We start from the raw sequence: 23814 nt of genomic DNA, 5'->3' as shown, positions 1-23814 counted from the left end.
TTTGACGTTTCTTATTAATCTATTGATCATGTCTCATTGCCCACAACGCCCAAATATACGCATTGCGTTTACTTCCCTTTTCTCAAGAATAGTCCTGCATCCAAAAGAGCACTCTCCATGAGCCGATGACCAAATTTTAACTGCGTCGATCCTGTTTCAACCAGTCAAACCTTAAATTCTATCCGAGCCTTCATTTAAAAACCAACGCCGGGTAGCGCTCAGTGTGGTACCCATCACTGCTCACGTAAATCTATCAACAATCGCTGTCTCATGAATCAAAGCTTATACAGTGGCTGCCGCGTTTATCCGGATATATCCGTTTTTCACCGGCTCTTCAAGTGCCAGGAACTATATCTCAAGTCCATCACAACGACCTGTCACGACCACTTCCTCATCGCCTTCCTCAACGCGCTGGAATCAGAATAGCCAAGCATTCTCGCCACTTCAGTGATCCCGAACTTATTGTTCTCCATCACCACCGTAGCCAGCTCACGCTTGAAACGCGCGGCGATTGCTCTGTATGTGGTCTCTTCGTCCTTTAGTTTGCGCTGAATGGTCCGCGGCGTCATGTTCATGTGCGCGGCCATTACTTCAACGGAAGGGCTATTGCCTTTGAAGTCAAGCAGGATAGCATGACCAATTTTATCGGTCAGTGTCTCCTGCGCGTTAATAGATTGAAGTTTCTTTTCCAGTATGTCGCTGAAGCGAACGTATAGCGACTTGTCATGACTTACTACAGGACTTAACAAGTCGCTTTTCCGGAACGTGGTCGCGTTGCGTTTTGAATTGAACTGTATCTCAGCGCGGAAGATGCGCTCATATTCTGTTCTTGATCGTGCCTCGAAGCTGAGCTCTACCCTTAATGGGTATATGGGGCGTGAAGATATAAGCCTGAATAAGGTTACCAGCCCCGACATGGCCAGCTCCAGCGACTGACGAACACTCTCAGGGTATTGCTGGATCCAGATCTCTGCAGGATGATAAGTGATCTCTACGCGATCACCGGATTCGACGACCTCGTACTTCATCATTGTGGAATGAAGATCGTTGAAGCGCGCCAGTGACAGGACTGCCTCAAGTAACGTCTGGCTGCTCTGCATCAGATATCCAATCATTCCCAATATTGCAGGACTCATCTTTTCTCCAAGGTATAATCCCAGGAACTGTTCACCAGTCTCGGCAAGTGCCACGTCCCAAACTTCAGCAGCAGGCTTGAACGGGACAAAGCGTTCGGAGTCGTGGAGGTCGTGCGGATCGATGTCGAGTGCAGCACACATGCGATGAATGTCACCGCCATAGGCAGAAGCCCCGTAGATAATGTCGCGAAGGATGGAGATCTGCGCCTGCATGTCGGAAATTAACCGGCTTTTGTCGCAAAATAACAAATATGTATCAGCGCACATTGCGTTTGATATGGCTAAAACATCAACACATGCAGCCTTTTACTATTAAAGATGGTCGGATCGCAGGAATGCTAACGATCCTGTCCGGAATTCTCGCTTTTGGAAGTATGCTCACAGGAATGATCGCAACGAACTTCGATTCAGAAGCATTCTCTAACCCCGTCCTCATACTTCGAATGGAAAGCGCCACGCCCGCGATGATCAAGTGGTTCATGCTGCTGGATATGTTCGGATACTATTTGCTGCTTTTACCCGCCATATTCTTCCTTCATCAGCGAACCGTCAACAGATCATCATGGACCTCGCTGATCACCTTCTCCGGATATGGTTATGTAATCATAGGAGCCATAGGTGCTGCCATGCTTGCCGCGGCGTGGCCTTCACTGATCACGAGTTTCCGGCAGGCCACGCCTGCAGACCAGCCGTTATATCAGGAGTTGTTTATTTTGTCGAACGAGCTCGTGGTAAAGGGTATCTGGAACATTCTTGAAATGTTCCTGGCAGGTACATGGTGGCTAGGACTTGCTTTGCTGATGCCGGGCGGCCGTTGGTTCAAAGGAACAACGCTTGCCCTGGGTGCCGCATGCATTCTCGACGGAACCGGCGAAATGTTTGGCCTTGCCACTCTCGCGGAAATCGGACTTAATATTTATCTGGTCCTCGCCATAGTCTGGGCCATATGGGCCGGCATCGTGATGATGCGCCCGGTATCTGTGCAAAAGCAATAGCACCAGAGATAACCGGTTCGTATGAACTCATAAAAAAAGCCCCCGATAAGGGGGCTCAAAAATTATCAATTATCAATTATCAATTGTCAATTAATTACACACCGCACTAGCCAGGTAAACTAAAGCATTCGGCGAATTCTGATCAATCCGGATGGCAATATTCTTCCTCTTCTCCGGATCAATAACGGATCCCTTCAAATCTACCTCTCCGTATTTCCATGCCTCTGCAAATTGCTTTTTAACTTCGTCGGCTTCGGCCGTCTTTCCCTGTCCCGTAAGACTCTCAGCCAAACCATTCAGCGCATATCCATTCTTTGCCCAGTACTTTAGATCTTCCCTGTAAATCTTTTCAGCCTGAGCATAGTCTTTTGATTCAAGCAGCACATTGCCCAGAATATGACGAACGGAGAAGAACCAGTCCGGAGGTTCATTGTAATTGAGACCGTCTTCAATCTTCATCGCCTCATTCAGCAGCGTGATTGCCTCTTTGTATTTCTTTTCTTTAACATTGATTTCCGCCTCGAGGACCTTAGCAGAGAGGTTGCAAACCTCAGTTACTTTGTTGATGCCCCAGATCATTTGTTCGGTAAGGGTGGAATCTTTGTTCAGCTCGTTTAATGACTTCAGTTCCTCCTTGGCCTGATCGAGTTTGCCTGTGTTGGCATAGGCCATACCTTTCGCATAATGCCAGATCACATTTGGATATACGAGGTCTGCGGTGGGCTGGGGTAGTGTGAGGATCTTTTCCCACTGCGCAAACTTAATCAGCACATGATTGGGGATCGTTAGATAGTGCTGCACCGTTGTTTCATATCCCGGTTCATGAAAGTATTTAGGATCAACCAGGCTAGCGGTTTTGTAAGCAGCTTCAATGGAGCGTGCGCCTCTTCCCTCGAACGTCGCCGTAGCGGCAAGGAAATGATAGTTATGCGGGTAATAAAGCTGAGGATAGAATCCCTGTGCTTTACACTCGGCGATGTAAATACTGTCGGCAACAACGGCATTCTCATTGGCGATCGATCCTTCATGATAATCACCGGTATTGATATAGATATGTGAAGGCATGTGTACAAGGTGACCGGCCGAGGGCACCAGTGTCTTTAATCTTTCTGCCATGGGAAGAGCCTTTTCAACATCGGCGCTTGCTTCTGTTGCATGGAGATAAAGGTGATTGGCCAGCGGATTCCTGGAATCTATTGAAATTACTTTTTCCAGAAGCGTAACCACCTCAGGTGTCCACTCTCTTGGCGCTCCGCCCTTGCCCGCATAGAAGTCCCAGGGATGGAGGTTCATTACTGCTTCGGCGTATAACGTGGCAACAAATGATTGATCGGGAAACTGCGTATAGGCCTCCTTCATCGCCGTGGTGAAGCCTTCCGCGTTGGTCTCAGGTGCATCCATAGGAAACTTTACCTGGATCGCTTTGATGAGCGCCTTCTCCCAGTCGCTTGCATGTTCACCGTGACGGGCAGCACTTGCTACGGCGCTCCTGATTTCATTTACGGCTCCCATATTATCGACCGAATTGAAATTCGGACCAAGTACGTAGGCAATTCCCCAGTAGCCCATAGCGAATGTGGAATCGAGTCGTATTGCTTCGCGGAAGGAGCGTTCGGCTTCTGCGAAATTAAATCCGTTGGCCATGATGACGCCTTGATTAAAGAACATTTGGGCATGCTTCGATTCCGTGGTTACGGGAACAGCATAGTCACCAATGTTTCTCAGAACGGGAGCTTCAAAGGTTGGCTGCGTCTCTTTGCACGCAGCGAGTAGGAGGGACGTTGTCAGGAGGATGACAGCAAACTTTTGTGGGTTCATATGTTAGGTTAATTCAAAGTCACCTTAATGCCTTTGCCCAACTACACAGACCTGCCCCACGGCATTACAACGTTTTGGCCATACGACATTTACACAACATCCACGGATGATTCCTCCGAACGCAACGGCCGGCCTTCAAACAAGGCCAGTTCCTGCCGGTTCTTCCCTATGACCAAAATGCGATTTGTAAGATAATATTTTTTGCGAATAACAAACGGCGCCTTTGTACGTGCGGTGATACACCCGCAACCGCTCACGGATTACAGGGATCTGCGCAAAACGCGAAACGCATCTCCCAAATTGCGTCAATGTTAGCAAGCGATGTTTGATATACGGCGAATAGGTCCATTTGCAATCGTATAACTGATGACATCTTCTTAATTTTATTTATATCTTCCGGGGATCATTTTTTAGCTACCACCAAAACACTACCTCATGAATGCTATTACACAGCGTTACCCTACGGAAGAAAATTTTGGCTGGCTATTCCATAGGCCCTGAACAAACAAAATATTAACAAATGAAAGAACGAGACAAATCAAAAAGCAATTCCTCCCGAAGAGATTTCATTAAGCAAAGTCTGGTGGCATCATCAGTGTTTATCGTACCCCGGCACGTACTGGGTGGCGTTGGATACACTGCTCCCAGCGATCAACTAGTAATCGCTGCCATCGGTGCAGGAGGAAAAGGATCGAGTGACATTCTGAACGCTTCCGTTAAAGGACGCGAAAAGGTTCTCGCTTTGTGTGATGTCGACTTCTCCGGTTCTGCGAAGAAGTCGGTGGAGAACTTCCCTAAGGCCAAGTTATATAATGACTACCGCGTCATGCTCGATCAGGAGAAAGACATCGATGCAGTGACCATCTCAACACCGGATCACGTGCACGCGCCTGCCGGAGTTTACGCGATGCAGCGTGGCAAGCACGTTTACATTCAGAAGCCGATGGCGAACAACATTCGCGAGACCCGTATCCTCACGGAGATGGCCCGTCAAAAGAAAGTGGTTACGCAAATGGGTAACCAGGGCGGTTCGAACCCTCTTCTGAAAATGGTACAGGGATGGGTTGATTCCGGCAAGCTGGGTAAGATATCCAAAGTACATATCTGGACGAATCGTCCGGTATGGCCGCAGGGATTTGCCATGCCTGCGCCCGATGAAAGCAAGAAGCCGAAAGATCTCTACTGGGATCTCTGGCTCGGTCCTGCTGAGTACAAGCCCTATACGCCGAACCTTCACCCCTTTAACTGGCGTGGATGGTGGGATTATGGAACAGGTGCTTTGGGCGATGTAGGCTGTCACCTGATCGACATTCCTTTCCGCACACTAGGACTCAAATATCCAACCGATGCTGAGTGCAGCGTAGCTTCAGTATACACGCAGATGTGGAACGCGGATTATCATCCGGAAGGATGTCCTCCGTCGTCGTTCATCACAATTCACTTCGCAGCAACAGCCAAGAGCCAGGCACCAATTGAGATGACCTGGAGCGATGGCGGTATTCGTCCTTCTCACCCTGAGATTATCCCAGCTGACAGTGATATCGGCGGTGCCAATAGCCAGAACGGTGTGCTCATCATCGGTGAAAAAGGTTTGATATCTACCAACATCAACGACAGCTCGCCGCTCATGCCAAAGCTTTATCTCAATGATGGCACTAAGGATTTTGGTCCGGACAACGGTCCGACTGATGAACCGGAATACGGTCACCAGAGAAGATGGGTCGATGCCTGCAAAGCCGGCTTTGGAAGCAAAGAGCACAAGGAGCTGACCTCTTCATTTGACTATGCTGGTCCGATGACAGAGACAGTGCTGATGGGTAACCTGGCGATTCGCAGTTACATGTTGAGAAAAGAAAATTCGAAGGGACAGCAGGAATTCTACGGAAGGAAGAAGCTTCTGTGGGACGGCGACAAGATGAAGATCACCAACTTCGAGGATGCCAATCAGTTTGTAGGAAGAACTTATCGCAAAGGCTGGGAAGTATAGCCCGCGGGATTCTTCTTAAAATCCGGTATATTAGGTTAACAAGGCGCAGGACATCCTGCGCCTTTGTTTGGCACTATCCCCTCAACCAGGCTGCACAGCTATGGCAGTTTTACCGGATTACGAATACGATGTTTTTATCAGCTACCGGCATAACGATAATCGCTCAGGTTGGGTAACACAGTTTGTCAGCGATTTACAGAACGAGTTAGCGGCTACTATTAAGGAAAGGGTGTCGATCTATTTCGACAGCAACCTCTACGACGGTCTTCTCGAGACCCATAATGTCGACAAGAGTCTCGAAGGCAAATTAAAATCCATCATATTTATTCCGATCATTTCGCACACGTACTGCGATCCTAAAAGCTTTGCCTGGCGTAATGAGTTTCAGGTGTTTTGCAGGCTGGCCAAAGATGACCGGCTCGGTCCGGACGTCAAACTGTTAAACAAGAATGTAGCGAGCAGAATATTGCCGGTTCAGATCCATGATCTGGATCTTAAGGACCGCTTGTTATATGAAAAGGAGAGCGGTACGGTGCTGCGGTCTGTAGAGTTCATCTTCAAGTCGCACGGTGTTAACCGGCCCCTTACCACATCCGACAATCGGACTGACAATCTGAACCGGACCTTCTATCGTGATCAGCTTAACAAGACGGCAAATGCAATTGAAGAGATCTTGGAAGCTTTGCTGCCGGATGAGGAACCTGTTCCGGTTCCGGCGTCCAGAGCTACCGTGGTAAGCCGACCCGATCGGGACGTATCATGGTTCTGGTCGGAACTCCTTCGGAGAAATGTCTTTCGGGCCGCGTTCGCTTATGTCGTCGTAGCATTGTTCCTGCATCAGATGCTGCTGCTGCTTACTCCGTTCCTGGAACTGGAAGAACGATTTACCAACTTTGCAACGGCAGGTCTGATGATCGGATTTCCCGTTGCCGCGCTGATCGCCTGGTTCTACGAAGTAAGCCCTCACGGATTCATCCGAACAAATTCTGAACAGGCCGCCACCAATCCGTTTCCATCGCATCGAAAGAAGCCCTTCACCTCTCTTCCGCTTGTATCATTCCTGGTATTGGCGCTGGTGTTTCAATATGGTTACTTCACTTATATAAAACCGGCGATCGCCCCACTGACCACGGATGCGGAAGGAAACGGGATCATTTCGATCGCGGTGTTGCCATTTGAAAATCGCAGCCGCGACTCCAGGGATAAATACATTGCCGACGGAATAACAGATGATATCATCAACCGGTTAACGATCATCCGGCAACTGCGGGTAACAAATCAGGGTAAGATCCAGCAGTACCAGGGAAAGGCGTTGCGCCTCGATGCCGTCGCGAGGAAACTGGATGTAACCATCCTTCTTACAGGAAGTGTAGAACGTCACGACAACCATGTCGCTATACGTGCGCAGCTCATCGACGAAACCAATACTTTTATCTGGGGCAATACATTTCAGCGTACTGCCGACAACATCACTGCAGTACAATCCGAGATCGCCCAGGTGATCGCCGATCAACTCAAACTGAAGCTCGATGACCGGGAGAAAAAACGTCTTCATGTTAAGGCAACGGAGAACCCCACGGCCTACGACTACTACCTGAAAGGCAGAAGCCTATACTATAAATACACGCCCGCGGCAAATGACTCCGCCATCCGTCAATTCAAAATGGCTATAGCACAAGATCCAAAGTATGCACGCGCCTGGGCGGGATTAGGGGATGCCTTTGCGCAAAAATACGGACGCTTCCTTCAGGAGTATGCCTGGACAGACTCGAGTTTTGTGGCAGCCTCGCGCGCAGTGGAGTTGGATTCTACTTTATCTGATGCCTACAAGGCAATGGGCGTCGTTTATAATTATCGCGAAGAGTATGACAAAGCTCTTCCGGTATTGTTGAAGGCAATTGAACTTAACCCATCCAACGAGAAGGCTGTTGGAAATCTTGGAACGACTTACTTATTAATGGGTGATTTGGCCAATGCCCTCAAATGGGAGAAGAAAGGGGTAGGCATGGATCCGGGCAACTGGATCTTCTATCAGATCATTGGTTGGATCTATCGTCTGCTTGATGATTTGCCCAGTGCCGAATCCTGGTTCAGGAAGTCACTGGATTTAAGCCCGGACCAGCACGACACATACGAACTCCTGGCCTATACATATGTATCGCAGGGGAGGGCAGACGAAGCACGCAAACTTATTCCACGCGTGCTGCAGATCGATTCAACGGACACACGTGTGCTCGAAGTGGCGGGATTAATGGCACACTTTGCCGGAGATACAAAGTCGGCTAAGAGGTTCTTTCAAAATTCGATAGAGAATAATTCCGATTATAAAGATGATCGGAGTACTGTAAGTCCCATCGGACTGGGGCAGATCCTCCTTGAAGAAGGCAATCGCGTGGATGCCGAAGTGTATCTTACCCGTGCGATGGAGAATAACATGCAGGAGATCGGCACTGGTTCTAAGAGCTTTGATCTGCCGTTCTATGTGGCCAGCGTGTATGCCATCCGTGGTAACCGTGAACAGGCACTGACCTGGTTGCAAAAGGCAATTGACCTGAACTGGGTAGACCATGCGAAGGTGATTCACGGGCCATACTTTCAAATGTTTAAAGACGATCCTGAGCTTGTGCAGATGATGACAAAGATTCGCGCTAAGACCGACTCGATGCGAACGAAGGCGGCAGGGAATTGACGTTCGCTACCGGACCTCACCGACCGCTGGCGGGCGCGTAATTGACCTTGCGAATTGGTTTGAGAGGCTTCCTCAACAAAGTGTAAGAACATTCCGAACGGATTTCTTAAAAATTCTGCTCCCCATTATTTAATGCGCGATCTGCTTTCAAGGAATAGAAATGGCAACTCATTCAGACCTGCTCTTTGTGACATTATGTCACAGCGAATCTGAGCGTTCAAGACATCGGGGTTTTAACCGACCCTCAATGAACCCTTAATGAAAGGTCAATGAAACCTAGACTAACTTTTCGCAGGTATCAAGGGCTGTCGCGAACAGCCGTATGAGGCATGTCCTTTGCCATAATTTGAAGGAGCATAAGGCAACCCAAAACTGACTTAACGTCATGCCGAATTTCGCTGGCTTTGAAACTAACAACTGCCGCAACTCAAGACCAAACTCAGGACTCAGGACTAAAGACTCAGGACCAAAGAACCGGACTCTCCGCAGATGCGAGCACACTCCCGATCCATCCCGGCATGCTTGTTGGATTCCGGGTCGGCGTCAAACAGAACAGCCATGCTTTTCAACTTTTTTAGAGTCGCCATCCGCAACCTGCAGCGAAGCCGCGGATATGCTTCCATCAATGTCGCGGGATTATCTGTTGGGATGGCAGTGGTTATTCTCATCGGAATGTGGATGTACGATGAGTTGTCATTTAACACCAACCATCAGAACTACGACAGGATTGCTCAGGTGTACATGAACCAGACGGTGAATAGCCAGGTGAAGACAATTGCCGAGTGCCCGATGCCGGCGAGTCAGGCGCTGAAGACTACATACGGCAACTACTTCAAACGTGTAGTCACAGCGTGGTGGGAAAGCAATCACGTGTTGCAGGTTGGCGATAAAAAAACAATGCAGAATGGAACATTCATAGAGCCTGAAGGACTGGAGATGTTCAGCTATAAAATGAAGCTTGGTTCGCTGGAGAGTCTGAGTGATCAGTCGTCAATCGTTCTTTCTGAGTCAGCCGCCAAAGCGTTGTTTGGAGAAAGCGATCCCCTTAATCAATCGGTACGAATCGATAATTCCATTGACGTCAAAGTGACTGGAGTGTTTGAACAAATGCCTTACAACTCCCGCTTTTACAACACACAATTTCTTGGCAACTGGGACATGTGGGTGGCGCGTAACCCGTGGCTTGAGGCGGACACACACAGGTGGAATAAGACCATATCTTTGTTTGTTGAGTTGCAGCCAGGTGTGGACATCGAAGATGTAAACAATGTGATTGCAGACCTGAAGAAGAAAAATATTTCAGCAGAGGAGGCAGGCACAGAGAGTCCGGCATTATTTCTTGAGCCCATGAGCAGATGGCATCTGTTCTCTATCTTCCGAGATGGTAAATCTGTTGACGGCAGAATTCAGTTCGTTTGGTTGTTTGGACTCATCGGCGCTTTTGTTTTGATCCTTGCGTGTATCAATTTCATGAACCTGAGTACTGCGCAGTCGGAGCGACGTGCGAGAGAAGTTGGCATACGCAAGTCAATAGGTTCGAAGAGATCACAACTCATCGAGCAGTTTCTTGCAGAGTCATTCATCGTAGTGCTGTGTGCATTCTTCATTGCGCTGGCGATGGTTACCGCCTCATTGCCACTCTTCAATGAGCTTACGGATAAACGTATGAGCTGGCCCTGGACCAATCTGTACTTCTGGGTGGCAAGTGCGATATTTATTCTGATCACCAGTTTCATTTCCGGCAGTTATCCTGCGCTGTATCTTTCATCGTTTCAGCCTGTGAAAGTGCTGAAAGGAACTTTTAAAGCCGGAAGGTTTGCAGCAACTCCGCGCAAAGTGTTGGTGATTGTTCAGTTTACCGTCTCCATTGCGCTCGTCATTGGTACGGTGGTGGTATGGCAACAGATTCAGTACGCAAAGAGCCGACCGGTGGGCTATACGCGGGCCGGGCTTATCATGGTGCGAAAGACCCTTGACGATTTTTTTATCAACAACAATACACAGACGTTATTGAACGAGCTCAAAAGATCGTCGGCAGTTGAAGACATGGCCGAGTCATCCAATCCCGCCACTGAAGTTTGGTTTAGTTCTACTTCACTTGAATGGCGTGGTAAAGACCCGAATGTGCAGGGCGACTTCGTGACTATGGCCGTGACCCACGACTTTGGAAAGACCGTTGGCTGGAAATTCGTTCATGGTCGCGATTTTTCGCGCGTGCATTCCACGGATTCAACGGCAGTAGTTCTGAACGAAACAGCAGCCCGCCTTATGAATTTCGAGAGTCCACTCGATGAAGAGATCACATGGGATGGAAAAAAACGGAAGGTAATTGGTGTCATCAAAGACATGGTGATGACATCTCCTTACGATCCGGTAAAGCCAACGGCCTATAAGTTAAGTTACGATGAGGCTTACATGATTACGATGCGGATCAACCCTACAATGAGTACCAGCGAAGCACTATTGAAAATAGAAAAGGTATTTCAGACGGTCATACCATCGGCGATCTTCGACTACAAGTTCGTAGATGAAGAGTATGCACGCAAGTTTGCCAGCGAAGAGCGCGTAGGAAGACTTGCCAGTATCTTTGCAGTGCTCGCTATTTTCATCAGCTGCATGGGACTATTTGGTATGGCCTCGTTCATCGCAGAACAACGCCGAAAGGAAATTGGAATTCGAAAGATCCTGGGAGCATCCGTTTCCAATTTATGGACCATGCTGTCGCTTGAATTTGTGCAGATGGTTATCGTGGCCTGCGTGATAGGGATAGCCGGTGCATGGTTTTACCTGACGGAATGGTTGCAGCAATTCACTTATCGTGTAGGTGTGTCGGTTTGGGTGATTGTGTTGTCTGCTGCAGGTGCATTGATCATCACCATTGCAACGGTGAGCTTCCAGACGATACGCGCATCGATGAGTGATCCGGTGCGCTCACTGCGATCAGAATAAAAAATATTTCGACTCCTTGCTAGTCGACCGTTTTATTACCCGGATGTACACTATAGTTCAAACCCTCAATCCGAAATCAAATCGCTGATCGACGACCCTTCTGATGATGCCTATCTGCCCGCAGTGATACATGGTATGCTTGATGTTCCAGTCGATCGCTTCAAATTTAGTTTTTGCCACTGGATGTTTCAACGGTGTAGGCTCCAGCGGACTCTCCAAATCGGCATCTGTGAGCTGAGAAATAATTGCAAGCGATTTGTCCTGCATAATCCTGAGATGATTGAGCAACTGCTCAGGCGTGCTTTTGCCAATCGATCCTACTGGTGGTGCATCGGTATACAACTCTCCATAGACCTTCAAAGGAATAGATTGAAGTATGTCCATTTGATGCCCTCTGATCACCCATATGGAATGGAAGTAGTGACTAACCAACAGATGGCCCACCTGCCACGACAATGTTGAGTCGATTGTAGGAGGCATAATGTCCCATTTGTCTGTCGCCACGTTGTCAAGCATGCGGAATGTCCACTGATAGGCGCCTTCGGTTTGTGTCGTTAGTATTTGAATAGCCGTCATCGGTTGCAGTATGTTTTCATCAGCAAAAAATAAGAAAATGCCGGCACTCATCCATAGACGGCGCTTGGTTGTTTGTGCTCAATTCATAACTTACTCAACCTTAACCTGAACTCTTATGAGAATCCTTCTCATTGCTGCGATAGTGCTCACTGGCCAGGTCGCGTTATCGCAGACGACGTTTAGCCTCGAAGCTATCAAAAGCTATCCATTTCCGACGGAACTTGTGGCTTCACCACATGGATCGCGCATTGCCTGGGCAATGAATGAATCAGGTAAACGAAACATCTATGTTGCCGAGGGCCCTGACTTTCAATCAAGGAAGATCACAAATTATGATGAAGACGATGGGCAGGAAATCACCAGCCTGACAGTTTCTGATGATGGCAAGTGGGTGGTGTTTGTTCGTGGGGGCGACCACGGTGCCAACTGGGACGACGCCCTGCCTGTCAATCCTACCTTTGCAACCCAACCGAATAAGGTTCAGGTGATGAGCGTTCCATTTGCCGGCGGCGAAGTAAAATCGCTCGGTGAGGGCGACGAGCCGGTGGTTTCACCGCATAGCGACTACGTTACTTTTATCAAAGGGGGCCAGGCACAGATTGTTCCCATAGACGGTTCGTTTCCTTCAAAAAGTCTGTTCACGACCAGGGGCAGTGTAGGCAATCTTGAATGGTCGCCGGATGGTTCAAAACTGGTGTTTGTCACTTCCCGCGATGACCACGCGCTGATTGGAGTGTTCACCGGAGAAAACAAACCGATTCAATGGCTCGCACCCGACTTCTCGCGGGATGGATCACCGCGATGGTCACCGGACGGAAAGAGTATCGTTTTTATCAGAACACCGGGAGCAGGAGGTGCACCTGACTCGTTACTTCAAAGGCATCACAACCCATGGGCTATCTGGACCGCAGACGTGGCCTCTGGCAGTTCAGGAATGATCTGGCAGGCACCTGCAACGCTGGCTGGATCATATCCTTCTACCCATGGTGGTGCGAACCTTCATTGGGCAGCCAATGATCGCATCGTGTTTCTGTCTTACGAAGACGGCTGGCAGCATCTTTATTCTCTGCCTGCCTCGGGTGGTAAGCCAACGCTGCTCACACCCGGTAACTTTATGGCAGAGCATATCCGTTTGTCAGCCGATAGAAAATGGCTCGTGTTCAGCGCTAATACCGGTCCCGATGTTTTAGATGCTGATAGGCGTCACGTTGTGCGTGTTGCTGTTGATAAGGCGGGCATTGAAGTTCTTACTCCAGGCAGTGGTCTGGAATGGACGCCTGCCATTACAGGCGATGGCAAATCGCTGGCATTTCTTAGTGCCACCTCACAACGGCCACCGCTACCCGCCGTATTGGCGATCGATGGAAAGAAGACCATAAAGCTCATCGATGAGACACGCCTACCCGCATTAATATTTCCTAAGAATCTCGTGACGCCACGGAAAGTCACTTTTAAATCCTCCGATGGAATTACAGTGCATGCCGATGTGTTCGAACCGGCAAACATGAAAGGCAAAGGTCCTGCCGTACTTTATATTCACGGCGGGCCGCCTAGGCAAATGTTACTAGGATGGCATTACTCTGATTACTACACCAACGCTTATGCGCTCAATCAATATTTGTGCAGCCTTGGCTTCACTGTAATGTCTGTAAACTACCGCCTGGGCATTGGCTATGGTTTTAACTTTCATCAGCCGGCAAATGCAGGCATGCTCGGTGCTTCGGAATATCTTGACATTAAGGCAGCAGGGGAGTGGCTCGCGGCACAACCAAAGGTTGACGCATCGCGCATTGGCGTCTATGGTGGTTCCTATGGTGGATTCCTAACGGCAATGGCGCTGGCACGCGACTCGAAACTTTTCGCCACTGGTGTGGATGTTCATGGCGTGCATGACTTTGTCACTGCCAGAGGCAATGCGTTTAACACGACTAACCGTTATGAGAAGGTTCCGGATCTTGATAGGGCGATTGAAGTAGCATGGAAATCGTCACCCGTTGCCTACCTCGATACATGGTCGTCGCCGGTGCTCATCATACATGCTGATGATGACAGGAACGTTCGGTTCAATCAAAGCACCGACCTGGTAAGACGATTGACTAAGAAGGGAGTGGAAATGGAGACAATGGTGATCGTCGATGATACACACCATTGGATGAAACATGATAATGAAGTTAAACTTGACCGGGCTATAGCCGAATATCTGACAAAAAAGCTTCTTAAGAAGTAGTGGTGATGTTGAAAGTAAAGCGCACCCGCTCTACCCGGCCAGCTCCATAATCATGACCACAATAAATATGACATTGAATCCTGCCCACAGGCCGAGCGTGTGCCTCAGCCATCGCTTCCAGTAACTTTTTGCAGCAATCGGAATCAAAGCAATGAAGGCTGCGGGTATGGCGGACAGGAGGGGGCCAATAAAACAGAATCCAATAATACCGGTAATAATGTCAATTATACTTGGATGAGGTCCCTGCAGATAGACATACACGATCCAATAGCCGGCGTTGATCGTCATCAGCACGCTCAATACAATTGTGAAACGCTTTTTGCCTAGCGGAAAGATGTCGTCCATGATGTGTTAAGAGCGAAGCTGAATTCGGTTCGAAAAGGTCGAAATAATTGTGCTGATTAAATAAGTGACTGTCGATGGATGTGCCTTGCCCACCGGGAGTAGAAATATAAACAATCTTCCAGCTTTTTTAATGTAAATTGGATAGACCCGGCAAAGACAACTTTGCCGAAGGTTACCTGTTGAAGCGCAGCTACAAGAAATATTTCCTTCGGGCTATACAACGCAACTATCCCGACGCTTATCCGGCGATTGCCGCTGAAACGGAAAAGAACTATCGCTCCATTTCGGTCGACACACAATTCTCTTTTCACTCGGCAAATCCACTGGATCGGCGCCTCGACTTTTGCGCCTGTTTCCTTGCACTGATCAAAAAACTGGATGAACGCAATGAACCGTTTGATGTGATCCGGAATGTAAGCCTTGAGGTCGTGATGGACTACGTTGCTCCGAAAAATGCGATTCAGCGAAGTTTGAAGCGGCTCCCTGCAAAACTCATAGGCACACGACTATGGAACGTACTCATAAAGTCGTTGGCGGTTCGATTGGGAAAGAACGATAACCGGGAGGGTTTCATCGCGACGATAATCACTGCCAAAAAAGAGACCTACGGCCTCGGTTATGGCGTCGATATCATCGAATGTGGCGTGTGCAAATTGTTCAACAAACATGCCTTTGGAAAGTACACTTCCATCCTGTGTGAAGTCGACAAGCTCACCTCGGAATTTGCAGGCCTTGAATTGATACGAACAAGCACGATTGCCAACGGGGCGGCTAAGTGCGACTTTAGATATAGAAAGTCTGCCAGATAGCTCCCGTTGTTTTGGTGTGTTCCGGCTATTCATGCTTCAATGTCTCCGCCGGATTAACAGATGCTGTTCTGACGGTATGATAACTTACCGAAGCAAGCGCTACAAGAAGGCCTCCGAGCATGCATATCACGAACAGTTCCCATCCCAGTTCAATTGAAAATTTGAAGCCGGACAGCCATTGACTCATTGCATACCATGAGGCAGGCGCGGCGAGAGTGAAAGCAATCAATGATAACCACAGATACTGACGATTGAGAAGGAAGAATATGCTGCTGATACCGGCACCAAGTACTTTTCGAATGCCTATTTCTTTTGTACGATTGACTGCATTGATGCCGGCCAGGCCAAAGAGTCCCAGGCATGAAATTAGGATCGCGAACGCGGCTGCCAGGCTGGTGATCTTCATCCAGCGCGTATGCCTCTCGTATTGCCGTGCTACGTCTTCATCAATGAACGTGTAGTCAAAGGGTTTGCCTGGCGATAGTTCGTTCCATGCTTTCTGTACCGACTTCACGCGATCCGGCAGATTGCCCGCTTCGAGCTTGACCAGCATCGTTTCCAGGTGACCCGCATACCGGGTATCCATAGATAGCAACATCGGTTGAATAACTTCTGTGAGCGACTGAAAGTGATAGTCTTTCAAGACTCCAATTACTCGTGAGCCGAGTCCGACGGTATCTTCCTTCCAGTTGAGGTGTTCGTTCAAAGGATCACTCCATTTCATCTCTCTTACCAGTGCTTCGTTTACAAGTACTGCGTTGGTGTCGGAGGGAATGTTCGACGAGAAGTTCCTTCCCAACACCAGCTCGAGATTTAATGTTGGCACGTAATAAGAATCGACACCATATACGAATGTCGAATGCTGTTCGCCGTCGATCTTATATCCATATCGTGAGTAGCCGCGGTTGAAACTGGATGTTGTACCTGCTACGGAACCAACCGACGACTCATGTTGCAGACGCGTACGAAATCTTTCAACAGTTCTGTCAGCCTCTTTGTTCCAGCCGGTTTGCGTTCGCACGGCGATGATCTGCTCTTGATCGAAACCCAGCTCCTTTGTTGTCACATAGTTCATCTGCCGGTACATCACTACAGTACTAATGATGAGGAAGGCAGACATGGCAAACTGCAGTACAACAAGCGGCCGCGTAAAGCCGGTCTGAAGCTTTGACGTGAATCTGCCTTTCAAAACTGCTGCGGGACGAAATGCAGACAGAAATAGCGCAGGATAACTTCCTGCCAAAAGCCCAACGATCAACGTCAGGCCTATGCTTACGGATAACAATGAAAACGCGCGTCCGAACGTTATCGAAATGCCTTTGCCCGTAAATTCATTGAACGTCGGCAGAAAGAGAAACACCAGTCCAAATGCCACGACCATCGAGATCATTGCAAGTACTATAGATTCGAGTCCAAACTGATAAACCAGCTGAGACTTTTGTGCACCTACAACCTTACGCACACCGACTTCTGTCCTTCTCGAAACAGACGTAGTAAGGGCGAGGGAAACATAGTTGATGCACGCAATGAACAGAATCAATGCTGCGAGTCCACCGAGAATGATCGAGTATTGGGGATCACTAACTTTTGTCCATCCGATTTCTGTCTTAAGGTGGATGTCAGGCAATGCTGTGTAAACGAACTCCAGCAATTTTACATCATCAGGAACGTGAACTGAAGATTCCTTGCGCCACTTTTTAATTTGATTACCGAGGTGTTTGTCAACAAGCTTGTCGAGGTTTCGGTTGAACGTGCTCATGTCAGCGTTCGGAACCAGTTGTACAAAGGTCGGATTATTGTAGTTGTTCCATTCAGTAAGACGTCGGTCGTAACCCCATCGGTTTTGTGTCGGAACCAAAATGGAAAAGTCTATACTGGAGTTTGCCGGAGGGGCGTCTATCAGTCCGGTCACTATATAAGATTTTTCGCCCATGATGTCGATCACTACGGTTTTACCAATCGGATCTTCATTGCCGAAGTACTTGCTGGCAATTGCTGGAGTCAGGACTACCTCCAGAGGCGTATTAAAAATGGTGCCGGCGTTTCCGCTAAGCATAGAAAACGAGAACATCTTAAAAAAATCGCCGTCCGTGAATGCAATCTTTTCCGTAAAGGCTTTGTCTCCGAAGCGGAATATGTACTCTCCATCGGGATTGAAACGCGCTGCAAATTCCACCTCGGGAAAGTCTTCCTTTAGAGCCGGCTGCAACCCCATCTGCATCCATGCATGTCTGTCGAAAGGTTTGTCGGGGTTTCGGTCCCAGGTGTTAAAACTTTTTACTTCCATGCGGAAGATTCGATCCTTGTTTACGTGAAACTGATCGAAACTTCTTTCGTCCTCTATGTACAGATAGATCAATGCACAAAATGCAATTCCAACGCTTAGTCCGAATGCGTTGATAAAGGAGAACAACTTGCGTCTTAGGATATTTCGGAGCGCTACGGAAATGTAATTTCGAATCATAACGTTTGGATTGGCACTTATTGAAATATCGGAGAATGGCCAGCGGCGATCAAATCTATTGTAGCGACCCGTCGTGATGATGTAGTGAACGGGTAAAAACCCGGGATGAGAATCGGGAATCTTATTTCCACCCCTTTTTTTGACGCATTCGCCCCCGTTTTCATGATCAGCGAAATCTGATATTCGTGTCATCAATATCACTTAATAATATATAATCATGGCATACGTAAGCACATATCTCAATTTTGTCCGCGACACAGAAGCGGCGTTCAATTTTTACAAGTCAGTATTCGGCGGCGAGTTCGGCGGACAAGGCATCATGCGCATGGGCGACATTCCACCTCAGGAGGGCATGCCTCCTCTATCTGAGGGCGACAAGAAGCTGGTGATGCATGTGGAACTTACCATTACCGGCGGGCATAAACTGATGGGCACTGACTCACCTGAAAGCATGGGCTTCAAACTCGTGAAAGGAAACAATGTTAACATCAATGTTGGACCCGATACGCGCAAGGAAACGAAAAGACTTTTCGACGCACTCTCTAAAGGCGGAACTATAACGATGGAGCTACAGGACATGTTCTGGGGCGACTATTTTGGGAGCTGCGTAGACAAGTTTGGCATCAGCTGGATGTTCAATTGCTCCGAGAAAGGGTGAGAATTAAGAATTAAGAATTAAGAATTAAGAGTTAAGAGTTAAGAATTAAGAGTTAAGAATTAGCCGCCAGCCTGCGGCTGGTTGCTGGCACGACCGAAGGTCGTGATGGCTAATTCTTAACTCTTAATTCTTAATTTCCGTTTTTAGCGGTGTGTTCATCCAATACTTCGACGATGCGTCGTGGTTTTCAGTTCCTGGGATTGCATAAAGAGGCGTATTCTTGTTCATCTCCGGGTATTGTTTTGGTTTCGTATTGCTGTTTAACAGTTGCTGAACAAAGATCTCCCGATATTGAGTCGCGTCGATGTACGTTGGGATGTTGATTTCTCGTCCCGCAAGGTCAGTAATGCCATGAAAGTCGATCGTCATGGATTTCATCACTGACTCTTTCAGTTCTTTATCAAATTCAGACTTGTGCCTTGGCAATACAAGAACTTCCAGGTGATATTTGGGATTGCCTGCCTTCCCTTCCGTGAAGACAACCTTCCTGACATCTACACGCTTACCATTTATTCTGAAATCATAGTAGCCTGGTTCAAGCGCGCTCATCGTGGGTTCGTGACTGAACCGGACAATAAATCCAGCTGAGTCTGTTGACTGATGTGCTGATAAAACCCTGAAATCATTGGCGTTGCCCATCCTGAATGTGTTGTTAAATGATATGTAGTTCAGATACATTTTCTCGGCGCGCAATGCGTACTCTACGTTGACAGTATAGATCGGAACAGCCTTGTGTTCTTGCCATTCGTTGGTTGAATACTGCAGTTTGTGAATGCGATAGTTTTCCTTTTCAATGAACAACCTGCCGATGGCCTGGTGTTCGGTACCAGATACGCGATCGTTGGAAACGAAAGAAACAATATACAGTTCTCTCCCATCCTCAACTATGCGGCCCGCCATTGAGAAACGGTGATTGTAGAGAAAATCCCTATCGAATTTGTTGATGAAGGAGAAGCTGACGACTTCGTGATTCCTGATCGGGTCGTGCACCATCAGTGTGGCAAGTTCATTGCCGTGAAAGTTCTTTAGCGTGGCGTTAGGAATGAACTTGCGCTTTCGATTATCGTAGGGCTGTCGCGCAACGGTGTCGATCGTGAAGGCAGGATTCTGCCGGTATTCGATGAGTTGTACTCTGGTTTTTAACTGATCATCGGTTTCAAACCCGCCGTCGATTACCTGAACAAGGGCCTCGTTCAAATTAACGTACTGGTTGTCCTTCAGTTGATAGTCGCGGTAGTAAGCAATGTAGGCAAACGGTGAGGTCGGGTAATTATACGGGATCCGCTTTATGGCTCTTTCAACAATTCTGCTGCCGGTAAGTCGCTTATTGTTGGCGGCCCGTATTTCCACCGCCGTCAGTTCGACCGCGGAAGATTGCAGGCGGATGGTGTTTTGTTTTGAGGGATCGAGTCCGGCCATGGCTACGCGTCGAGTCCTGAACCCGATACAGCTGATCACCAGCGTATCCGTTAAGAATTCATGCTGTGCCGGAATCTGAAAACTTCCATCGGCATTTGTGATTACACCTGAGTTGTATTTGATCAGGCGCACGCTGGCAAACGGCACTCCCTCGTTCTTTTCATCGACAACACGCGCGGTAAGTGTCTCAGTAGGCTGTGCAAGTAGTGATGAACTGAAGCATATCAGTATCATCGAAAGGAATTGAAAAATCGTCGTCCGGGTGCGGGACATCACATTCATTTAAAACGAATTTAGGTCAAAAGGCGGCATTTGCCAGACCTTTTTGATGGACAGCCTGTCTGCTGTTATAAGGTGGCAAGGATTGGATTCATGTGAGCTAATGACTATCATCACAATTGCAAAACATTCCTATATGAAGAGGGACCTAGCCACAGAGGAATTCTTTTCGTCATATGGCGAAGATGTACTAGCCAGGGCGTTGACTATCCGCGGCTTGCTTTCAAAGTCCCTCCCTGACGTGATTGAACAACTGGACAGACCTGCTAAGATGGTGGCATACTGTTACGGACAGCGATATATCGATCTGGTATGCACCCTTGTCCCTTCAAAAAAAGGGCTAAAGCTCGGGTTCTATAAAGGCAACGAGTTGTCCGATCCCGACAAGTTGCTGGAGGGAAGCGGAAAGATATCGCGTTATGTTGAAATACATTCAAAAAATGATGCACGCTCCGACGCACTCAAGGCGCTCATCCAACAGGCATACGAAGCCTATCTTGACCGAACAAAGTAGTGTGCTTCAGCGGTAACAAGCCGGAGGAGAAAATTACTGCATGTTTAGATAGCACTGATTCCAGCGCGCTGCTTTCTCAGCTTTTAGAAATTTGAGAAAGTCGCTACATTGGTTGCATAAACGTCAACTCATCCATCTTAAACATTTCTTCTCCTTTCCGCTATGAACACTTATCGGCTCTCTCTGCTTTCACTGGCACTCAGTTGCATTGTTCTTACAGGGTTTTCTCAGGATCTCAAACCCTCTGTTTATTTTGACGGTCAGCAAAAGCTCAATGGACTGGTCACCAGTAACACTGGAAAAAACTTACCTGGTGTGTTAATCCTTCCTGCGTGGAAGGGCATTGATGAAGAGGCGAAAACTGCTGCCCTTAACCTTCAGAAGCAAGGTTATGTGGCGTTCATAGCTGACATTTATGGTGAGGGAAACATTCCGGCAGACAACGCCGCTGCAGCGAAAGCCGCAGGCTCGTACCGGAGTGACTATGCGGCATATCAAAAGCGCATTACACTCGCACTGGATCAGCTAAAGAAACAGGGGGCAAACACCAGCAAGATTGCCGTAATCGGTTATTGCTTCGGAGGCACCGGCGCATTGGAAGCCGCGCGTGGCAATCTTCCCGTCACAGGTGTTGTTTGCATTCACGGTGGGTTGGGTAAAGCAGCAGAGCGTCCGAATGGTCAGTTGAATACTCGTATACTGGTAGAAAATCCGGCAGAAGACAAAGGCGTTACACCAGAGGACATGTCGAAGCTCGTTGCTGAGATGAATGAGGGCAAAGCGGACTGGCAGATTGTGACTTATGCGTATTCGAAGCATACATTCACTGATCCGAAGTCACAAGACTACAATGAAGCAATGGCAAAGCGGGCATGGGACCACACGTTGCTTTTTCTGAAGGAAGTGTTGAAATGATAAGATGAAGATCATCATCGATCATAGACTGCCATCAGTTGAAGAGTACATTTCGCTCAGGCGTTCCGTTGAATGGCCGCTTTTCGACGAGGGAGCAGTAAGCAAAGCATTGGACAATACATTGTTTTCTGCTGTGGCAATGAATGAAAAAGGCGAGGCAATTGGCATGGGGCGTGTCATTGGCGACGATGTGGTTTACTTTCATATCCAGGATGTAATAGTGAGACCCGAATACCAGGGTCAGCGTGTGGGAAATGCTTTGATGACGGCATTGCTGAAATACGTTGACGGAAAGAGTATGGCGAACTCCAACATCGGTTTAATGTGCAGCAAGGGGCGGGAGCCTTTCTATAAAGAGTTTGGATTCATTGAACGACCCAGTGCTAAGTTTGGAAGCGGCATGATTAAAGTTGTGAGCTAGAGATCGCGTTAAGCGTCGGTGGTTCCAGATATTAGCAGGCTGACGTTGCAGAGGCGCTGTCCGGACCAGTTAATTTTATGTATACTTGAGCTCACGATCTTCTGTCAATGAAATCACTTCAGGCCTACACTTCACTTATTGAAAAGATCTTTTTAATAGGTCTGATTGTCGGAGTACTATTTATAATACTTCATATGGACCCGTTTGATGTGACGGTAACGTCTGTGTCGTTGTTCGGACTGGCTCTGGCATTTTTTCTCTCGGCATATAAGCCGGGAGAAATAAAAACAGATGATGGCAGATCCGCAGGGATGAAGGAAATGCTCGCCTTCGTTATCGTGCCTAAAGTCCTTTGGATCAGTTCATCAGTGTCGTTGGTAGGAATAGCGCTCCTTGTGCTTGGATCAGACAGCAGAGGATATCAGCAAATGCTTTTTATTGGTGGTAGCACACTCGCAGTTGCCATTTTGATTGCACTTTTTATTTCGGTTACAGAAAAAAACTCTGCCAGCGTTCTGAAGCCGGTATTGCTAAGAGCTGTTCCTGTGCTTCTGGCAGATCTTTATTTTTTTCTCGGCTAGCATTTACCCGGTTGTCCTTTCTTTCTATTTCCAGTTTGGAGAGTGATATCTGTCTATCTATCCCTTAACTTGGTATCCTGAAATAATAACAGATGATGATTATTCGAACCACGCTGATGTTCGCTTTTACCTTTGCTTGCGTAACGATAGTTGCTCAGCCAGTGATCAGCTTTACATTCGACGATGGTGTTACGGACGACATGCCTGGCTACCCGTTTGCTGAATGGAATGGCATGCTGCTCGATAACCTCGACAGGGCGAAAATCAGATCTGTGTTTTTTGTAACGGGAAACAACAAGAACGATGACCTGGGTCAGGCGTTGCTTCGCAGCTGGAGCAACCGTGGGCACCGGATAGGTAATCATACCTGGTCGCACCCGAACTACGGCAGTGCGGCAGTTACTTATGAAAAATTCAAAAAGGAATTTTTATCTACTGATTCAGTTATTAGTCAGTATCCCGGCTACATTCAGATGTTCAGATTTCCATATCTTAAGGAAGGAGACACTCGTGAGAAAATAGATTCTGCGCGCTCGTTGTTGAAGAAGAGCGGATATCGTAATGGTTATGTTACGATCGACGCTTCAGACTGGTATATCGCCTCGCGTTTAAGAATGCGCCTGCGAAAGAAGCCGAAAGCCAACGTTGATGGCTATCGGAAGTTTTACCTTGAACACTTGTACGAAAGAGCCATGTACTATGAGGACCTTGCTTTTAAGTTGACAGGTCGTAATATCAGCCATACTATGCTTCTTCATCATAACCTTGCCTCGGCTTTGTTCCTCGACGATTTGATTGACATGTTTAAATCGAAAGGGTGGAAAGTGATTTCAGCCGATGAAGCTTATCGCGATCCGATATTTGAAAAGCAGCCAGCAAACATTCCGGCGGGAGAAAGTCTCATATGGGCGCTTGCAAAAGAGTCGGGCAAGTTTGAAGCTGTACTTCGATATCCGGCAGAAGATTCGAAATACGAGGAAGCGCGGATGAATGCGCTTGGACTTTGAGTGTTCGATGGGTGGAACAACGAGT

At 47.9% G+C, this 23814-nt stretch carries 18 protein-coding genes; 12 read left to right on the top strand and 6 right to left on the bottom strand.

Going from position 1 to position 23814, the window contains the following annotated elements; all coding sequences use genetic code 11:
• Positions 1-377: 377 nt before the first annotated feature.
• Positions 378-1349, bottom strand: coding sequence for an AraC family transcriptional regulator (locus WBG78_RS20280; protein WP_337328306.1), 972 nt, complete (start codon positions 1347-1349; stop codon positions 378-380).
• A gap of 83 nt (positions 1350-1432) precedes the next feature.
• Here WBG78_RS20280 and WBG78_RS20275 point away from each other — a divergent pair, with 83 nt between their 5' ends.
• Positions 1433-2131 carry a hypothetical protein gene (locus WBG78_RS20275; protein ID WP_337328305.1) on the top strand — a complete coding sequence of 233 codons (699 nt, stop codon included), beginning with the start codon at positions 1433-1435 and terminating at the stop codon, positions 2129-2131.
• Between the two features lie 90 nt (positions 2132-2221).
• On the opposite strand, the gene WBG78_RS20270 is transcribed toward WBG78_RS20275, so the two are convergent.
• Positions 2222-3949 (bottom strand): tetratricopeptide repeat protein, encoded by a 1728-nt coding sequence (locus WBG78_RS20270; RefSeq protein ID WP_337328304.1) that lies wholly within the window; start codon positions 3947-3949, stop codon positions 2222-2224.
• A 520-nt stretch (positions 3950-4469) separates the two neighbouring features.
• On the opposite strand from WBG78_RS20270, the gene WBG78_RS20265 reads away from it, so the two are divergent.
• The 3 genes from WBG78_RS20265 to WBG78_RS20255 all read left to right on the top strand — a co-directional run bounded on the left by WBG78_RS20265 (position 4470) and on the right by WBG78_RS20255 (position 11574).
• Positions 4470-5936 (top strand): Gfo/Idh/MocA family protein, encoded by a 1467-nt coding sequence (locus WBG78_RS20265; RefSeq protein ID WP_337328303.1) that lies wholly within the window; start codon positions 4470-4472, stop codon positions 5934-5936.
• Positions 5937-6036: 100 nt separating this feature from the next.
• On the top strand, positions 6037-8625 hold the full coding sequence (locus tag WBG78_RS20260) for a tetratricopeptide repeat protein (protein WP_337328302.1): 2589 nt from the start codon (positions 6037-6039) through the stop codon (positions 8623-8625).
• 558 nt (positions 8626-9183) lie between these two features.
• Entirely contained in the window at positions 9184-11574 is a 2391-nt protein-coding gene (locus WBG78_RS20255) for an ABC transporter permease (RefSeq protein WP_337328301.1), read from the top strand.
• A 57-nt stretch (positions 11575-11631) separates the two neighbouring features.
• Here WBG78_RS20255 and WBG78_RS20250 read toward each other — a convergent pair whose 3' ends face one another.
• Positions 11632-12201 carry a DinB family protein gene (locus WBG78_RS20250; RefSeq protein ID WP_337328300.1) on the bottom strand — a complete coding sequence of 190 codons (570 nt, stop codon included), beginning with the start codon at positions 12199-12201 and terminating at the stop codon, positions 11632-11634.
• A 64-nt stretch (positions 12202-12265) separates the two neighbouring features.
• Between WBG78_RS20250 and WBG78_RS20245 the strand changes: the two genes are divergently transcribed.
• Entirely contained in the window at positions 12266-14377 is a 2112-nt protein-coding gene (locus WBG78_RS20245; protein WP_337328299.1) for a S9 family peptidase, read from the top strand.
• A gap of 30 nt (positions 14378-14407) precedes the next feature.
• Here the strand turns inward: WBG78_RS20245 and WBG78_RS20240 are convergent, their stop codons facing one another.
• On the bottom strand, positions 14408-14722 hold the full coding sequence (locus tag WBG78_RS20240) for a hypothetical protein (protein ID WP_337328298.1): 315 nt from the start codon (positions 14720-14722) through the stop codon (positions 14408-14410).
• A 137-nt stretch (positions 14723-14859) separates the two neighbouring features.
• Between WBG78_RS20240 and WBG78_RS20235 the strand changes: the two genes are divergently transcribed.
• Positions 14860-15531: an L-2-amino-thiazoline-4-carboxylic acid hydrolase gene (locus tag WBG78_RS20235; RefSeq protein WP_337328297.1), complete on the top strand. Its 672-nt coding sequence runs from the start codon at positions 14860-14862 to the stop codon at positions 15529-15531.
• 25 nt (positions 15532-15556) lie between these two features.
• Here WBG78_RS20235 and WBG78_RS20230 read toward each other — a convergent pair whose 3' ends face one another.
• Positions 15557-18187 (bottom strand): ABC transporter permease, encoded by a 2631-nt coding sequence (locus tag WBG78_RS20230; RefSeq protein WP_337328296.1) that lies wholly within the window; start codon positions 18185-18187, stop codon positions 15557-15559.
• 25 nt (positions 18188-18212) lie between these two features.
• Here WBG78_RS20230 and WBG78_RS20225 point away from each other — a divergent pair, with 25 nt between their 5' ends.
• The gene (locus tag WBG78_RS20225) at positions 18213-18653 is read left to right on the top strand and encodes a VOC family protein (protein ID WP_337328295.1); all 441 of its coding nucleotides are present in this window, start codon (positions 18213-18215) and stop codon (positions 18651-18653) included.
• 123 nt (positions 18654-18776) lie between these two features.
• Here WBG78_RS20225 and WBG78_RS20220 read toward each other — a convergent pair whose 3' ends face one another.
• Entirely contained in the window at positions 18777-20345 is a 1569-nt protein-coding gene (locus WBG78_RS20220) for a carboxypeptidase-like regulatory domain-containing protein (protein ID WP_337328294.1), read from the bottom strand.
• A 142-nt stretch (positions 20346-20487) separates the two neighbouring features.
• On the opposite strand from WBG78_RS20220, the gene WBG78_RS20215 reads away from it, so the two are divergent.
• The 5 genes from WBG78_RS20215 to WBG78_RS20195 all read left to right on the top strand — a co-directional run bounded on the left by WBG78_RS20215 (position 20488) and on the right by WBG78_RS20195 (position 23789).
• Complete coding sequence (locus WBG78_RS20215) at positions 20488-20865, top strand: DUF1801 domain-containing protein (protein WP_337328293.1); 378 nt, start codon at positions 20488-20490, stop codon at positions 20863-20865.
• Positions 20866-21027: 162 nt separating this feature from the next.
• On the top strand, positions 21028-21780 hold the full coding sequence (locus WBG78_RS20210) for a dienelactone hydrolase family protein (protein WP_337328292.1): 753 nt from the start codon (positions 21028-21030) through the stop codon (positions 21778-21780).
• A 4-nt stretch (positions 21781-21784) separates the two neighbouring features.
• Complete coding sequence (locus WBG78_RS20205) at positions 21785-22201, top strand: GNAT family N-acetyltransferase (protein WP_337328291.1); 417 nt, start codon at positions 21785-21787, stop codon at positions 22199-22201.
• Positions 22202-22308: 107 nt separating this feature from the next.
• A complete protein-coding gene (locus WBG78_RS20200) occupies positions 22309-22782 on the top strand; it encodes a hypothetical protein (RefSeq protein WP_337328290.1) in 474 nt (157 codons plus the stop codon).
• A 92-nt stretch (positions 22783-22874) separates the two neighbouring features.
• On the top strand, positions 22875-23789 hold the full coding sequence (locus WBG78_RS20195; protein ID WP_337328289.1) for a polysaccharide deacetylase family protein: 915 nt from the start codon (positions 22875-22877) through the stop codon (positions 23787-23789).
• The last annotated feature ends 25 nt before the right edge of the window (positions 23790-23814 follow it).

The sequence above is a fragment of the Chryseolinea sp. T2 genome, assembly GCF_037203685.1.
GTDB lineage: Bacteria > Bacteroidota > Bacteroidia > Cytophagales > Cyclobacteriaceae > Chryseolinea.
The sequence above is the reverse complement of the archived record's forward strand: the minus strand, read 5'-3'. Positions and strand labels throughout refer to the sequence as shown.